The sequence below is a fragment of the Brucella grignonensis genome (genome assembly GCF_002252505.1).
Taxonomy (GTDB): Bacteria; Pseudomonadota; Alphaproteobacteria; order Rhizobiales; family Rhizobiaceae; genus Brucella; species Brucella grignonensis.
Genome location: NZ_NNRL01000163.1, coordinates 743,666 through 758,425 on the forward strand (window position 1 = coordinate 743,666; position 14,760 = coordinate 758,425).

Sequence of the window (14,760 nt, forward strand, 5' to 3'; positions counted from 1 at the left end):
ACGCCGCATCATTTCCATATGGTCGCTGCTGTCAACCAGTGACCATGAAAGTTGCTACTTGTCGCTCCAGACCGCAAGTTCATTGCCCGCAGGATCGATGAAATGAAAACGACGGCCACCGGGAAAGGCAAAAATGGGTTTCACAATTGTTCCGCCAGCCTCGGTCACAGATGCCAGCGTTTCTTCAATCTTTGTCGAATAGAGCACAGGCAAAGGCTTTGCGATGGCTTGCGGATCAGCGTCAAAGCCACCATCCAAACCTTCGGCAAATGCAGAATAGGTCGGGCCGTAATCAACGAACGACCAGCCGAACGCACGTGCGTAAAAACTTTTTGCGGCGTCAAGAGACCCATTGGCTGCAGGCATTTCAAGATAATCGAGCTTGCCGGTGATGCGCATGTTCAACTCCAAATGTTCTATATTTGTTCTTATATTGGAAGAAGACTCACCAATTTGTCAAGTGATATAGGGTTGCAGTTAACAGGTTGGTTTAATTATTAAAAGTGCAGCCGTCCCATCATTATGCAATCGACAAACTCCCCGTCTCTGAAGGCGTCGGATCGTAAAACGCCTTCGTGTTCGAAGCCGAAGTTTTGATAAAGCCGAATGGCATGATCGTTGTCAGCAAACACCGTCAGATCCAGCCGGTGGAGGTTAAGCCAGTTGTCTGCTACATCAATGATCTGGTGCATAAGACCGGTACCGATGCCTTGGCCCTGATAATCATCATGCACACCGATACCAATTGTCCCTGAGTGTATTCGCCGACCATCCGCGCGACAAATATCGCAGCTTCCGACGATTTTTCCTTCAAGAATGGCCAATATGACGGTGTGTCGATCTTTGAGGTTTGAAAGCCATTGGCGAGTGTTTTCAACGCGCGTGAACGGCAAACGGGATGTACCCGCTCGAAACTTGGGCATATTGATCATTGCACATATTTCTTCCGCATCCTCTATGCGTGGTGGGCGATATGTGAGCGAGTTTGGGGCTGAAATCATGGGGCCTCCGACAAATAGGATTCGTGAGCCTAATCTCTCAATATGCAGCCGGCCATTGCAAGAAACCAATCCCTATTTGTCTGGTTCTGCAATTAAATCTGCGCATCATGACTAACCTGCGCGGTCTAATCGATTCTATTACGATGCTTTGTCTTTTTTGATTGGCAGACAACGACTTGATCGCATAAGCACGAAGATAGTTTCTGCAGGCCTGTGGAAAAAGCACAGACATTGCGGACCGTTACCTGCGCAAGGGAGGCCAGCATGACGAAGTGGGTGTACGCATTCGGTGATGGTAAGGCAGAGGGCGCTGCGAGCGATCGCAACCTTCTCGGTGGTAAAGGAGCGAACCTGGCTGAAATGAGCAGCCTTGGTCTGCCAGTGCCGCCCGGTTTTACGATCACGACTGAAGTGTGCACCTCCTATTACGACCATGAACGCTCCTATCCAGATGAACTCGACGAACAAGTTCAAAAGGCGCTGAACCATGTTGCTGAGCTGACCGGACGGGCATTTGGCGGCACGGAAAAGCCATTGCTGGTTTCGGTGCGTTCCGGTGCGCGTGCCTCCATGCCAGGCATGATGGATACGGTGCTCAATCTCGGCCTCAATGATGCGACCGTTCAGGCTATCGCACGCGAGGCGGATGACGAGCGTTTTGCCTATGACAGCTACCGCCGCTTCATCCAGATGTATTCAGATGTGGTTTTGGGTGTCGATCACGGCTTCTTTGAAGAAATTCTGGAAGACAAGAAGGCCGACCTTGGTGTCGAAGTCGATACAGCATTGAGCGCCGATGACTGGAAGGAAGTCATCGGGCTGTATAAAGCCAAGGTTGAGGAAGAATTGGGCGAGCCTTTCCCGCAAGACCCGCGCGAGCAGCTTTGGGGTGCGATCAGCGCAGTCTTCTCAAGCTGGATGAATGCGCGTGCCATCACCTATCGCCGTCTGCACAATATCCCTGCGCAGTGGGGGACAGCGGTCAATGTTCAGGCAATGGTTTTCGGCAATATGGGCGAAACCTCTGCAACCGGCGTTGCCTTCACCCGTAATCCTTCCACTGGCGAAAAGAAGCTCTATGGCGAGTTTCTGGTCAATGCGCAGGGCGAAGACGTTGTTGCTGGCATTCGCACGCCGCAGAACATTACCGAGGAAGCGCGCATCGCCGCCGGGTCCGACAAACCATCGCTTGAGAAAGTAATGCCGGAAGCATTTGGCGAGTTTCTGAAAGTCGCGGATCGGCTCGAGCAGCATTATCGCGACATGCAGGATCTCGAATTCACGATTGAACGCGGCAAGCTCTGGATGCTGCAAACCCGCTCGGGCAAACGTACGGCCAAAGCAGCGTTGAAAATGGCTGTTGAAATGGCTGCCGAAGGGCTGATTACTGAAGAAGAAGCCGTGCTGCGCATTGACCCAGCAGCGCTTGACCAGCTTTTGCACCCGACCATCGATCCTCGTGCGGAGCGTATTGTCATAGGCCAAGGCTTGCCAGCATCGCCAGGGGCTGCGACAGGTGAGATTGTGTTCTCGTCAGAGGATGCGGAACAGGCCAAGTCTGAGGGGCGCAATGTTATTCTCGTGCGCGTTGAAACGAGCCCGGAAGATATCCACGGCATGCACGCGGCCGAAGGCATTCTGACCACACGTGGGGGCATGACCAGCCATGCGGCGGTCGTTGCGCGCGGTATGGGCAAGCCTTGTGTCTCTGGTGCAGGCTCACTGCGTGTTGATTATCGCAACGGTACGATGCTGGCCGCAGGGCAGACGTTCAAAAAAGGCGATATCATCACCGTGGATGGCGGCAGCGGTCAGGTGCTGAAGGGCGCGGTTGCGATGTTGCAGCCAGAGCTTTCCGGCGACTTTGGTCAGCTAATGCAATGGGCGGATAAAGCACGCCGCATGAAGGTGCGGGCCAATGCGGAAACACCAGCGGATGCCCGCACTGCTCGTTCGTTCGGTGCGGAAGGTATCGGATTGTGCCGCACGGAGCATATGTTCTTTGAAGGCGAACGCATTATCGCGATGCGCGAAATGATCCTTGCCGACAAGGAGGATGGTCGCCGCGCGGCTTTGGCCAAGCTTCTGCCGATGCAGCGTTCGGACTTTGTCGAACTGTTTGAGATCATGAAGGGCTTGCCTGTCACGATCCGCTTGCTCGATCCGCCGCTCCACGAATTCCTGCCTCGCACGGATGAAGAAGTCGCGGAAGTGGCAAGCGCTATGGGTGTTGATGCCGACAAGCTGCGCGAGCGTTCTGAGAGTCTGCATGAGTTTAACCCGATGCTGGGGCATCGCGGGTGCCGACTGGCTGTGTCTTATCCAGAGATTGCGGAAATGCAGGCGCGGGCGATCTTTGAGGCCGCAGTTGAAGCAGGGAAAAAGACTGGCGAACCGGTGGTGCCGGAAGTCATGGTTCCGCTGGTTGGCCTCAAGGCTGAACTTGATTTCGTCAAAGCGCGCATCGATGCGGTGGCAAAAGAAGTGATCGGCGAATCCGGCGTTCAGATCGACTATATGGTCGGCACGATGATCGAGTTGCCGCGGGCCGCTTTGCGGGCCGCTGAAATTGCGGAAACGGCGGAGTTCTTCTCTTTTGGCACCAACGATCTCACGCAGACGACTTTCGGCATTTCGCGTGACGATGCAGCACCTTTCCTTTCAACGTATCAAAGCCGTGGTGTGATCGAACAGGATCCGTTCGTTTCACTGGATTTCGACGGTGTGGGTGAACTGATCCAGATCGCAGCAGAGCGTGGACGCAAAACACGTGACAAGCTTAAGCTGGGGATTTGTGGCGAACATGGCGGCGATCCGGCATCGATCAGTTTCTGCGAGCAAACAGGTCTTGATTACGTGTCCTGCTCGCCTTTCCGTGTGCCGATTGCACGTCTGGCGGCAGCCCAAGCCGCAGCACGCAACAACGCATCCCGAAAAGTGTGAAACGGTTTTCGGACAAGATGCGTGTCGAATGAAGATCTTAGAGCGCTGATCTGATTGGATCAGGTCAGCGCTCTAAATGAATGCCATAATTCGGCTTTGGTTCTGGCGCTGTAAACTGTAAGTCTTAACGCCAGAGCTTTATTTATCGGGGCAGCTATGTTTCGTCAGTTGTTAGCGGCGGGGGCCGCGCTCGTTTGTTTCAGTACTGTGGCCCGCGCATATGATGCGCCGCCGCAGCCGGAGAACAACGAGAAAATCAGCATTGTGGAACCACAATTGCGTATTACCAAGGGTGGGGCCACTGCGCCACAAGTGGCGCTGACGCTCGATGCCTGTATGGGGAAGACGGATCATCGTATTCTTGATGTGCTGGTGCAGAATCGTATTCCGGCGACGATTTTTGTTACTGGGCGCTGGTTGAAGCAGAATGCGGAAGCCTTCGCGGTGATGAAGGCGCATCCTGATCTCTTTGACATTGAGAACCACGGCAATATGCATGTGCCAGCCATTACCAATGTGCAGACCATGTACAATATCAAAACAGCGGGATCGCTTGATGCCGTTCGTTCGGAGATTGATGGTGGTGCCGATGCGATCGCAAAATCGGGTGCTTCAAAGCCAAAGTGGTATCGGGATGCAACGGCCCGTTATTCGACCGACGCTGTAAAGCTTGCGGAAAGCATGGGTTACAAAATCGGCGGTTACTCACTGAATGGCGATCAGGGTGCATCGCTGCTCGCGCCTGTCGTTGCACGGCGCATTTCGGCTGCACGCGATGGTGACGTCATCATTTCGCATATCAACCAGCCAACGCGTTCGGCGGGTGAGGGTGTCGCCAAAGGCATTCTCGCCCTTCAGGCCAAGGGCATGAAGTTTGTAAAGCTGCGCGATGTTGAGACGACCACGACGCTTAATCCTGTGCCTGCACATAATCTGCACGCAGATGCGCCGGGGGCACTTACAAAGCCGCAAGCCGGAAAATGACTTAATTCTTTGTTTTGCGCATATCTTTTTCCCAAAACTGGTTTCCACTTTTGGGAGACACGCTTTACCCGCCGTTTGCCTTGTCCTTCGGTGTCAGGCTTTTCATGACTGCTGCATAATTGCGCCCAAGGCTTTCAAACAAAGCATTCTCGCCAGTCAGCGGCGCAACGGAAAGCGTCGTACCGTCATTGCCTAATGTGACGAAAACAACCTGATCCTGCGGATGGCCTGCGATGGCAATAGCGCCGATGCGCTGTGCTTCACTGGTGTCGAGCGCAGGCATATTGAACAGAACCTCTCCGCCCACACGTTCTGCTGCCTTGGCAAGGGCAGTGTCAAATCCTTCGATCAGAACGTCGATGGCTCCGAGCGCAAATTCAAGCTCGACTGCTTCCAGCGTCATGGCATCCTGATCTGCTTCAGCAGTGCTGGATGTAGCTGGCGCGTGGCCATTATGAAGGGTGCGATCCATGTCGTCCTCTCCGACGAATCCGAAAAAAGCCCCCATATACGCGATCATGCCCTTCGTTAGAAGTTGCTGCAATAGCTTTTATATTGATTTAACTCTATTTTTCCCGCTCATTCTTTGGAACTGGATGAATTGACAGTGCGCGCTCTGCCTTTTCCTTTTGCGGCTGAGCTGTCTCTGTTATGCATGGAAACACTCTAAAACGCAGTTGGGACCCTGCATGAGAAAACTTCGCTATCAACGCCGACAGTCTCGCTCAGCCATTTGGGCTTTGCGATTTGGCGTATTTGCGGCCGTGCTTGCGGTGCTGGGTCTTATTCTGCACAGGTTCGGTAAGCTGGAAACGCCTGACTTTGTTCTGGTTGCTGCACTCAGTGGTGTTCTTGCGATAGTCGCGCTGTTGTGTGCCGCAAAAGGGCTGCGTAATTTGTGGGTCAATGGCGATAAGGGCGGAGCGCGCTCTTTTTTGGGTAGTTTTCTGGCATTTGCAGTTCTGCTGCCGCTCTGTTTTGTAGGCTCTCTTTGGTATAGCTCACCACAGCTTTATGATCTGACAACTGATTTTGAGACGCCACCGCAGTTTCCATCGACAATGCCACCGCGCTTGCCACGTATGAACCCACTGTCTGTTGATTTTAGCGGGGATATGCTGGGGCAGATGTCGGCTTATCCAGATGTGATGGGACGCCGCTATCCGGCGGCTCCAGATCGAGTTGCACAAGGGGTACAGAATACCCTTAAGGCCTTTGGATGGACGCAAATTAGTCGTGATATTCCTTTGCCGGAGCAAAATGCAACGCGGTTTGCTGCGATAGCCCACAGCCCTTTTCTTGGCCTGAAGAGCGATGTGGTTATCCGTCTGCTTGATGAGGGCGAAACCACTTACGTCGATATGCGATCCTTGTCTCGCTACGGAAAGCGGGACATGGGGCTGAATGCGGCTTTCATTACCGAGTTCCTGTCTGCGCTCGAAGGTGAGGTCAATAAAGCGCCAGCCGATGTTGAATGATTAGAGCATTTCCAACAAAGGTGGAACCGGTTTTGTGTTCAGAGATGTGTAAAAACAAATAGATAGAGCGTTTCTGGCAGTAAATTTAACCGGAATTGCTCTAGCGCGGCTGATAGATACCATTTAGGGATGGGTTGCCATCAGTGATAATTTCACCGCGCCCGACCAGATCTTCCAGATGTGCCAGTACCGAAAGCGCCGCTGCGCCATGCAGACGCGGATCGGTATCGCGATAGATCGCTTTGACCATGTCCGGGATTGTGCGATCGCCTTGAATAATCCGCTCCAATATTGCGCGTTCGCGCATTTTGCGATGTGCACGCAATCCTCGCACAAATGCTGCTGGCTTGGTGACGGCACCTCCGTGGCCCGGCAGATAGATATGATCATCGCGTTCAAGCAGCTTCTCAAGCGAAGCCATGTAATCGCTCATCGAACCGTCTGGCGGCGCGACGATGGACGTCGCCCATGCCATCACATGATCGGCAGAAAACAGGATGTCTGTGCCTTCGAGGCCGAAAGCCATGTGGTTGGCAGCATGGCCGGGCGTATGGATGCCCCGCAGCACCCAACCATCACCGTCTATCGTCTCCCCATCTGATAACGCCAGATCGGGTACGAAGTCGATATCGGCGCTGGCCTCAAGCATGTTCACTTCGCCGCTATAATATGGGCGCGCGGGCCGATGCGGACCTTCCGCAACGATGAGCGCACCTGTTTGTCCTTTCAGTCGCCTTGCAAGGGGGGAATGATCGCGATGGGTATGGCTTACAAAAATGTGGCTTACCGGACGCTTGGCGATTGCGGCGAGAAGAGCCTGAAAATGCGCTTCGTCTTCTGGACCCGGATCGATAACGGCGAGCGTATCGGTCCCTACGATATAGCTGTTTGTGCCATGAAATGTAAAAGCGCTCGGATTATTCGCAGTCAGGCGGAGCAAGTCTTCACGCAAAGCAACCGGTGCCCCGTATTCCGGGGAGAAGCTGCCGTCGAAATCAAGCGCCATTGAATATTCCAACTTGTTTTGGTTTGCCGGTTCATCTTCGGTTTAAAGCATTTCCGGCAAAAGTGCGAAGCGGTTTTGCGTGGGGTGATGCGCAAAAAGCAAATAATTAGAGTGGCCCCAAAGGTTCATTTTAAGTTGGAACCGTTCTGATGCTTTGAACAGCTTAAGCCGGTTTCATCGCCCGGCCTTTTTCATAACTTTGTTGAAACTGCTTTGCGATTGACAATCTGTCGGCTGCAAAGCTTTGTAGGAGTGCGTCTCGAAACGTGCGAAACGGGTTTGTGGGGAGGAAAGCGTGAAGTTTGAAGTGCTGGAAGTTGAGCCGCTGACAAAGGCGGCTTTTGCGCCTTTTGGGGACGTCATCGAGGTGGACGGCGCTGAGCGACGTCTCATCAATAATGGCACGACGGAACGCTTTCACGATCTTGCCCGCGTCGAGGCTACCGGCACCGACGCACGTGTTCTGATCAATATCTTTCGCGGACAATCTTTTGCCGCACCGATCAACGTCGTGATGATGGAGCGACATCCTTTCGGATCGCAGGCCTTCATTCCGTTGAATGGCAGGTCGTTTCTGGTTGTGGTTGCAGAAGATGTTGAAGGCAAGCCCGCGCGACCGAGAGCGTTTCTGGCGAGAGGCGATCAGGGTGTCAACTACTGGCGCAATGTCTGGCATCATCCGCTTGTATCCCTTGAGCAGACATCAGATTTTCTTATTGTTGACCGCGCAGGCAACGAGAATAATCTGGAGGAATATTTCCTTCCGGATGTCGTCTATCGCATCGAGACAATCCCGGCTTTTGAAACGCAAATCTGAGGATCAAAATGGGCAAGCTATCCACACATGTTCTCGACACCGCGCACGGTAGTCCGGCGGCAGCGATGCGCATTGAGCTTTATAAGCTTGGAGCCTTGGGGAAAACGGAGCTTCTTAAACGCACTGTGACCAATCTCGACGGTCGCACAGATGAGCCGTTGCTGAGTGGCAATGAAATGCGGGAAGGTACTTATGAGCTGCATTTTCATGTTGCCGAATATTTTGAAGTGCGCGGAGCAGAGGTTGCCAATCCCCCGTTCCTCGATCTGATACCAATCCGTTTCGCGATTGCGGATGAAGACGGCAATTATCATGTGCCACTTCTGGTCAGCCCCTGGTCATATTCGACCTATCGCGGAAGCTGACTTATCCCCCTCTGCTTGAGAACCATTAAGCTCCCCGCATTACCAACGCGAGGAGTTTTTTATGGATCAAACACCAAATCTCAAACTTCCCTACATCATGCCCAGTCAGGCACAGAAGCATGTCACGCATAATGAGGCGCTGCGATTGCTTGATGCCGTCGTGCATCTCAGTGTGAAGTCGCGGGTGCAGACTGGCGCACCGATCACGCCTCTATCCGGGGAGCGGCATATTGTTGCGAACCAGGCTACCGGACAGTGGGCAGGAAAGGAAGGAATGATAGCCTTCTTCATTGATGACGGCTGGTCTTTTGTTGCAGTCGCAAAGGGCTGGCTTGCCTATGTCGAGGATGAAGGCAGATTGCTGGTGTTCAATGGAACAGAGTGGGAAGTCACAGGTTCTGTGCCTGACAAGCTGTCGCTATCCATGCTTGGTGTGCAGGCTACAGCCGATGCAATCAACCGTTTTGCAATCTCGTCAGAAGCAAGCCTCTTCAACAATGCAGGCGCTGGTCATCAGATCAAAGTCAACAAACAGGCGGCCATGAATACGGCGAGCCTTTTATTCCAGTCAGGCTGGACCGGGCATGCGGAGATGGGGCTCAATGGCGACAATAATTTCAGCGTCAAGGTTGGCGATGATGTCGGCAATTGGCGTGAAGCCGTCAAGGTTGACCGTGCAACTGGAAATGTCGCCATAGGTTCAATATGGCCGGAAACTCGCCTGCATGTCGACGGGCCGATACGCCCTGCATCATTTGCGATGGCAGATTTACCATCAGCGGCAACCCATGGGGCCGGGGCGATGGTTTTCGTCAGTAACGCCAGCACCGGCCCACAAATGGCCTATTCAAATGGTTCTGCCTGGCTCAGTATGCGAACCGGTTCTGCCATTGCCTGATGGCTATCGATTGGGCGCAACGGCTTTGCTGCGCTCTCGAATCGCAATTTGCCCCGTATAATTTCAGAGAATGCCGACCTTCTTGGCTTGCATGGCCAGACGCTCATGAATAGTCAGAGTTCCACCGTCGCCCTGTAGCGGTGTTGTATCTTGAGTTTCACGCGCCTCCTTGGGCGTAAGTCCGAAACGGGCCTTAAATGCCTTGGTCATCTGTGTGCTATCGTGAAATCCGCAACGATAGGCAATTTCCTTCAAGGAAATCGTCTTACCTTTTTTGTCGATGATAATCCGGTAGGCGAGATCCGATCGTTTGTCGCGAATAACCTTGGCGACACCTTCATCTGGCTCAAAGGCGCGATAAAGATGCGAACGTGACATGCGGAAATGCTGCTGAATCGAATGGGGTCCCAGCAGTGGATTTGTGATGTTCTTGTCGATATAGGCGAGGATGCGGTTACGTATCGGCAGGTTGATCGTGACATTCTCAACAGTACCTTTGTCCGCGCCTTTGATGCATGAAGCAAGCAGCGCCAACATGGCATCCTTGGCAGCAATCAATTCCGTCGCCGAAAGTTCCTGAACAACATCATTCAAGCCACGCAGATATTCAAACAGGAGCTGGGTCATTGGAGATTCGGCCCTGAGAACCATGCCATGCAGATTGCGCCAGCCAACGAGTTTCTCGAGTTCTTGACGTGGCATGATGACGGTCAGCCGCGCACCTGCTTCGGCTTGACTCGTTATGACTTGCGCCATGTCGAGAATGAAAATGTCACCAGGCTTCGCAGAGACGGCAACGCCATTGAAGTCACCGCTCAGTGTGCCAGCAAGCATGGCTTGAAGAACATAATGATCAAGACCGTTTTGAGCGATGATGTTCGCTGTGCGCTCATAACGCTGATTGTTGAACGTTGTAGAGCCAACCAGCATGTTGCCGAAAGGGTAAGAACTTAATGTACCGATAAAGCCTTTTTCATTCTCATCATCGAGTGATGAAACTTCGTAAAACAGCTTTACAGCGTCGCGCCAGAAATCGTCGCGAATTTCAGCATCGACCATATCTGTCGATAAAAACAGCTCTTTTGTCATTCTTACCCCGTCGCGGGAGGCTATTGTCATGTTCCCGGCGCAGCTTATTCGATAGTAGCAATCAATTAGTCGTTAATATTCAAGATAATAAGATGAATAGTGATCAATTTTTTGACAGTTCTGAATTTATCTACCAATATTGTGGCGTAAATATAATGCGGCACGATAAATACAGAAGCCTCCACAATATTAGCTTGTTCTAATATTGTGGAGGCTTTGAAGTTAATTTAAAAAGAAACTTAGTAGGGGCTGTCGACTTTGCCCATTTCTACATAGACGGTCTTGATCTGGCTATAATGCGTCAAGGCTGCGATGCCGTTTTCACGCCCTATGCCAGACTGTTTATAACCGCCGAATGGCACTTCGACAGGGGTCAGATTGTAGGCATTGATCCAGCAGGTTCCTGCCTTGATCTGCCCGATGACGCGATGTCCGCGTGCAATGTCGGCTGTAAAGACGCCAGCCGCCAGACCAAACTCGGTATCGTTGGCGCGTGCAACGACCTCTGCTTCATCAGAAAACTCCAGAACGCTCATGACGGGCCCAAAGATTTCTTCCCGGGCGATTGTCATATTGTCAGTCACGCCTGTGAAGATGGTCGGCTCGATGAAGCAACCTTTGTCGAATCCCTGCAGCTTTGGAATGCCGCCGCCATAGGCAAGGGTTGCGCCTTCGGCTTTGCCTTTTTCGATATAGGACAGAACCTTGTCGCGCTGTGCACCATTGATAAGCGGCCCCATCTGGGTCGCTTCATCCAGTGGGTCACCAATGCGGATCTTGCGTGTACGCTCGACAAGACGTTCGATAAAGCGTTCCCGTACATTCTTATGGACGAACACACGGGTGCCGTTGGAGCAGACCTGACCGGTTGAATAGAAATTGCCGAGCATCGCTCCGCCAATAGCGCTTTCAAGATCCGCATCGTCAAAAACGATAATTGGCGACTTGCCACCAAGTTCCATCGTGACGTGTTTCAGATGTTCACCAGCCTGCGACATGATCCGCTTGCCAGTCGGGACCGATCCGGTCAGCGAAACTTTCGCGGTCAGCCGATGATTGACGAGTGCTGCCCCTACATCACCAAAACCCTGAACAACGTTGAACAGACCATCGGGAAGGCCTGCTTCCTTATAGGCTTCAGCCAGAGCGAGCGCGGAGAGGGGCGTGTTTTCTGATGGCTTGAAGATAAAGGCATTGCCCATGGCAAGCGCCGGGGCTGATTTCCAAGCCGCAATCTGAATAGGATAATTCCATGCGCCAATGCCGACGCAGATGCCGAGCGCCTCGCGGCGCGTATAGGCGAATGATCCGCCAAGTTCTACGAACTCACCATTAAAACCGGAGATGATGCCGCCGAAGAATTCGAGGGCATCGGCAGCAGAAGCCGCATCCGCAACCAGTGTTTCCTGAAGTGCCTTGCCGGTGTCGACGGTCTCAAGTTTCGATAGTTTCTTGTTTTTTTCACGTAAGATTTCCGCAGTGCGACGCAGAATGCGGCCGCGCTCGACAGGCTTGAGTGCCGCCCATTCGCCCTGTGCCTTGAGTGCTGCCGCATAGGCGGTTTCAATCACGTCAGGCGTTGCCGAATAAAGTTTGGCGATTTCTTCGCCAGTTGCCGGATAGAAAACGGGAAGCGGTTTTCCCGTTTTGTCTTCTACGAATGCCCCGCCGATGAAATGCGAGGCTTTGGGTTGTACTTTCATCTTATTCTCCTCGGGTTTCATTAAAGCATGTCGCGGAAAAGTGGAGACCGGTTTTCCGATAACGATATGCTTGAAAACAAACGCTTAAAGCGCGAAGCGCTTTAACGATCGGAAACCTGCCAGCGTGGATTAATCCATGGCTCCTGATTGGATCGTGCGAGAGGCGTGCGTCCCAGAATGTGATCGGAAGCCTTTTCGCCGGTCATAATGGACGGCCCATTGAGATTGCCGTTCGTTATACGCGGGAAAATAGACGAATCTGCAACACGCAGACCATCAATTCCGATAACACGACATTCAGGATCAACGACTGCCATTGGATCGTCAACTGCCCCCATTTTACAGGTTCCGCAAGGATGGAATGCACTTTCCACATGTTCGCGGAGGAAGTTGTCGATCTCATCATCCGATTGTACATTCGCGCCGGGCTGGATTTCTGCACCACTAAAGGGCGCAAAGGCATCCTGGCCGAATATTTCCCGCGTCAGTCGCACGCAATGGCGAAAATCCGCCCAGTCGTCCTCGTGCGACATGTAGTTGAACTGGATCCGCGGCTTTTCGCGTGGATTGGCCGAACGAAGCGTCACGCTGCCGCGCGATTTGGACCGCATCGGCCCGACATGTGCCTGAAATCCATGTGACTGCGCTGCTGCCTTGCCATCATAGCGAATGGCGACGGGCAGAAAGTGATACTGAATGTCGGGATATTCTACCCCTGCCTTTGAGCGGACAAAGGCGGCAGATTCAAAATGGTTGGTGGCGCCATCTCCAGATTTGAAAAACAGCCATTGCGCGCCGATCATCGCCTTTGAGAACAGGTTCAGCTTGGAGTAGAGCGTGATAGGTTGCGTGCATTCCTGCTGGATATAGACTTCCAGATGATCTTGCAGATTCTGGCCCACGCCGGGGCGGTCCGCAACCACATCGATACCATGTTCTTTCAGCTGTGCCGCGGGGCCAATGCCCGACAACATAAGAAGTTTTGGCGAGTTGATTGACGAGGCGGCGATGATGACTTCGCGTCGTGCACGAATGGTTGAGAAGGTGCGGCCTGCTTCAATTTCGACGCCCACGGCGCGTTTGCCCTCAAGCACGATCTTCCGTGCAAGGCCTTTGACGAGCTTGACATTCGGACGTTTTAAAGCCGGTTTCAGATAGGCATTGGCAGCGGACCAGCGACGTCCATTATGGATCGTCTGCTCCATTGGGCCGAAGCCTTCCTGCTTTTGACCATTATAGTCTTTTGTGACTTCAAAGCCCGCTTGATGTCCTGCATCCACGAAGGCCTTGAACAGCGGATTATCGCGTCGGCCACGTTGAATATGCAACGGGCCATCCGTTCCACGCCAGCCGTCCTGTCCGCCACGCGAGTTTTCCATTCGCTTGAAATAGGGCAGCACGTCGGCATAGGACCAGCCGCGCGCGCCGCTTTCCGACCAATGGTCGTAATCGCGAGCATGACCACGCACATACACCATGCCGTTGATGGAAGAAGAGCCGCCAACGACTTTGCCACGCGGCGTGACCAGGCTGCGCCCGCCAATATGTGGTTCGGGCTCGGTGGAAAATCCCCAATCGTAAGTCTCCATATTCATGGGGAAGGAGAGTGCTGCAGGCATCTGGATCAAGGGCCCAATGTCTGGTCCGCCAAATTCAATCACAATAACCGAATATCTGCCGTCTTCGGAGAGGCGATAGGCCATGGCTGACCCCGCAGAGCCGGAGCCAATAATAACGAAGTCCGCTTCCATGCTCATTTCTCCACCGAAAGCTGAACGGCAATGTAATCTTCCACAAGAGCAATAGCCGATGCTGCATTTGGTGCGTCGGCACCCAGCGCATGCCGGATATAAAGCCCGTCAATCAGTGCACCCGCACCTTCGGCTACGCGATTTGCATGGTCGCGGCTGGTCAGCTGTTCGAGCGCAAAGACGAAATTGGAATGCAGGCGGCGCGCATAAATGCGTAAGAGCCGTTTGGTGTCTTCTGATTGCTGCGCATGGACGTAGAAGGTAAGCCAGGCGGCAACTGTTTCCTGTGCAAACTGTGAAGCGGAAAAGTTCACCGCAATAATCGCTGCGATACGTTCTCGCGGCGTTTCAGTGAACTTCATTGCTGCGTTCAGGTCGCTCCCAAGTTCGCGAAGCAGATGGCGCATGGTAGCGAGAATGAGTTTGTCCTTGCCACCAAAATAATGATGCGCGAGTGCTGGTGAGACACCTGCTTCATGGGCAATCTGTGCAACAGTTACGTCCAGCGAACCGCGCTGGCCGATTGTGCGGATGGCGGCGTCGATCAGTTCGCGCCGCCGTAAAGGTTCCATCCCGATCTTGGGCATAATCTTGGTCCCGGTTTAAGCATGTCGATCCACATTTTATCTTTGATTGACTGATCAATCAACAAAAACTCAAAAGAATAGAGATCGTGTTTTTGCGGGCGATGGAAATATTCGTGAAATAAGGCTGCCGGCTTGCGC

Annotated in this window: 14 protein-coding genes; 6 read left to right on the forward strand and 8 right to left on the reverse strand. The window is 53.0% G+C overall.

Features of this window, described 5'->3' with window-relative positions; translation table 11 throughout:
* Positions 1-54 precede the first annotated feature (54 nt).
* A complete protein-coding gene (locus CEV33_RS17380) occupies positions 55-399 on the reverse strand; it encodes a VOC family protein (protein ID WP_094541636.1) in 345 nt (114 codons plus the stop codon).
* A 98-nt stretch (positions 400-497) separates the two neighbouring features.
* Positions 498-1,001: a GNAT family N-acetyltransferase gene (locus CEV33_RS17385; RefSeq protein ID WP_094541637.1), complete on the reverse strand. Its 504-nt coding sequence runs from the start codon at positions 999-1,001 to the stop codon at positions 498-500.
* Positions 1,002-1,265: 264 nt separating this feature from the next.
* Here CEV33_RS17385 and ppdK point away from each other — a divergent pair, with 264 nt between their 5' ends.
* Both ppdK and CEV33_RS17395 read left to right on the forward strand, forming a co-directional pair.
* Positions 1,266-3,944: a pyruvate, phosphate dikinase gene (gene ppdK / locus CEV33_RS17390; protein ID WP_094541638.1), complete on the forward strand. Its 2,679-nt coding sequence runs from the start codon at positions 1,266-1,268 to the stop codon at positions 3,942-3,944.
* 156 nt (positions 3,945-4,100) lie between these two features.
* Positions 4,101-4,928, forward strand: a complete 828-nt coding sequence (locus CEV33_RS17395) for a polysaccharide deacetylase family protein (protein WP_094541639.1) — start codon at positions 4,101-4,103, stop codon at positions 4,926-4,928.
* Between the two features lie 64 nt (positions 4,929-4,992).
* Here CEV33_RS17395 and CEV33_RS17400 read toward each other — a convergent pair whose 3' ends face one another.
* A complete protein-coding gene (locus tag CEV33_RS17400; RefSeq protein WP_094541640.1) occupies positions 4,993-5,400 on the reverse strand; it encodes a hypothetical protein in 408 nt (135 codons plus the stop codon).
* A 217-nt stretch (positions 5,401-5,617) separates the two neighbouring features.
* Here CEV33_RS17400 and CEV33_RS17405 point away from each other — a divergent pair, with 217 nt between their 5' ends.
* Positions 5,618-6,406 carry a DUF1499 domain-containing protein gene (locus CEV33_RS17405; protein WP_094541641.1) on the forward strand — a complete coding sequence of 263 codons (789 nt, stop codon included), beginning with the start codon at positions 5,618-5,620 and terminating at the stop codon, positions 6,404-6,406.
* 100 nt (positions 6,407-6,506) lie between these two features.
* On the opposite strand, the gene CEV33_RS17410 is transcribed toward CEV33_RS17405, so the two are convergent.
* Positions 6,507-7,412, reverse strand: a complete 906-nt coding sequence (locus CEV33_RS17410) for an MBL fold metallo-hydrolase (protein WP_094541642.1) — start codon at positions 7,410-7,412, stop codon at positions 6,507-6,509.
* Between the two features lie 295 nt (positions 7,413-7,707).
* On the opposite strand from CEV33_RS17410, the gene CEV33_RS17415 reads away from it, so the two are divergent.
* The 3 genes from CEV33_RS17415 (at position 7,708) to CEV33_RS17425 (ending at position 9,492) form a co-directional block, all read left to right on the forward strand.
* A complete protein-coding gene (locus CEV33_RS17415; protein WP_094541643.1) occupies positions 7,708-8,229 on the forward strand; it encodes an ureidoglycolate lyase in 522 nt (173 codons plus the stop codon).
* An 8-nt stretch (positions 8,230-8,237) separates the two neighbouring features.
* Positions 8,238-8,594 (forward strand): hydroxyisourate hydrolase, encoded by a 357-nt coding sequence (uraH, locus tag CEV33_RS17420; RefSeq protein WP_094541644.1) that lies wholly within the window; start codon positions 8,238-8,240, stop codon positions 8,592-8,594.
* Between the two features lie 61 nt (positions 8,595-8,655).
* Positions 8,656-9,492, forward strand: a complete 837-nt coding sequence (locus tag CEV33_RS17425) for a DUF2793 domain-containing protein (RefSeq protein WP_094541645.1) — start codon at positions 8,656-8,658, stop codon at positions 9,490-9,492.
* Between the two features lie 63 nt (positions 9,493-9,555).
* Here the strand turns inward: CEV33_RS17425 and CEV33_RS17430 are convergent, their stop codons facing one another.
* The 4 genes from CEV33_RS17430 to betI form a co-directional block, all read right to left on the reverse strand.
* Positions 9,556-10,581: a helix-turn-helix domain-containing protein gene (locus tag CEV33_RS17430; RefSeq protein WP_094541646.1), complete on the reverse strand. Its 1,026-nt coding sequence runs from the start codon at positions 10,579-10,581 to the stop codon at positions 9,556-9,558.
* Between the two features lie 239 nt (positions 10,582-10,820).
* A complete protein-coding gene (betB, locus tag CEV33_RS17435; protein ID WP_094541647.1) occupies positions 10,821-12,284 on the reverse strand; it encodes a betaine-aldehyde dehydrogenase in 1,464 nt (487 codons plus the stop codon).
* Positions 12,285-12,385: 101 nt separating this feature from the next.
* On the reverse strand, positions 12,386-14,035 hold the full coding sequence (gene betA, locus CEV33_RS17440; protein ID WP_094541648.1) for a choline dehydrogenase: 1,650 nt from the start codon (positions 14,033-14,035) through the stop codon (positions 12,386-12,388).
* A gap of 2 nt (positions 14,036-14,037) precedes the next feature.
* Positions 14,038-14,622: a transcriptional regulator BetI gene (gene betI, locus CEV33_RS17445; protein ID WP_094541649.1), complete on the reverse strand. Its 585-nt coding sequence runs from the start codon at positions 14,620-14,622 to the stop codon at positions 14,038-14,040.
* Positions 14,623-14,760: the final 138 nt, after the last annotated feature.

Bases quoted from the DNA above. Each gene is read 5' to 3' on its own strand.
- uraH (WP_094541644.1), top strand. From the start codon at position 8,238: ATGGGCAAGCTATCCACACATGTTCTCGACACCGCGCACGGTAGTCCG.
- CEV33_RS17380 (WP_094541636.1), bottom strand. From the start codon at position 399: ATGCGCATCACCGGCAAGCTCGATTATCTTGAAATGCCTGCAGCCAAT.
- CEV33_RS17385 (WP_094541637.1), bottom strand. From the start codon at position 1,001: ATGATTTCAGCCCCAAACTCGCTCACATATCGCCCACCACGCATAGAG.
- CEV33_RS17425 (WP_094541645.1), top strand. From the start codon at position 8,656: ATGGATCAAACACCAAATCTCAAACTTCCCTACATCATGCCCAGTCAG.
- CEV33_RS17400 (WP_094541640.1), bottom strand. From the start codon at position 5,400: ATGGATCGCACCCTTCATAATGGCCACGCGCCAGCTACATCCAGCACT.
- betB (WP_094541647.1), bottom strand. From the start codon at position 12,284: ATGAAAGTACAACCCAAAGCCTCGCATTTCATCGGCGGGGCATTCGTA.
- CEV33_RS17430 (WP_094541646.1), bottom strand. From the start codon at position 10,581: ATGACAAAAGAGCTGTTTTTATCGACAGATATGGTCGATGCTGAAATT.
- betA (WP_094541648.1), bottom strand. From the start codon at position 14,035: ATGGAAGCGGACTTCGTTATTATTGGCTCCGGCTCTGCGGGGTCAGCC.
- CEV33_RS17410 (WP_094541642.1), bottom strand. From the start codon at position 7,412: ATGGCGCTTGATTTCGACGGCAGCTTCTCCCCGGAATACGGGGCACCG.
- CEV33_RS17405 (WP_094541641.1), top strand. From the start codon at position 5,618: ATGAGAAAACTTCGCTATCAACGCCGACAGTCTCGCTCAGCCATTTGG.
- betI (WP_094541649.1), bottom strand. From the start codon at position 14,622: ATGCCCAAGATCGGGATGGAACCTTTACGGCGGCGCGAACTGATCGAC.
- ppdK (WP_094541638.1), top strand. From the start codon at position 1,266: ATGACGAAGTGGGTGTACGCATTCGGTGATGGTAAGGCAGAGGGCGCT.
- CEV33_RS17395 (WP_094541639.1), top strand. From the start codon at position 4,101: ATGTTTCGTCAGTTGTTAGCGGCGGGGGCCGCGCTCGTTTGTTTCAGT.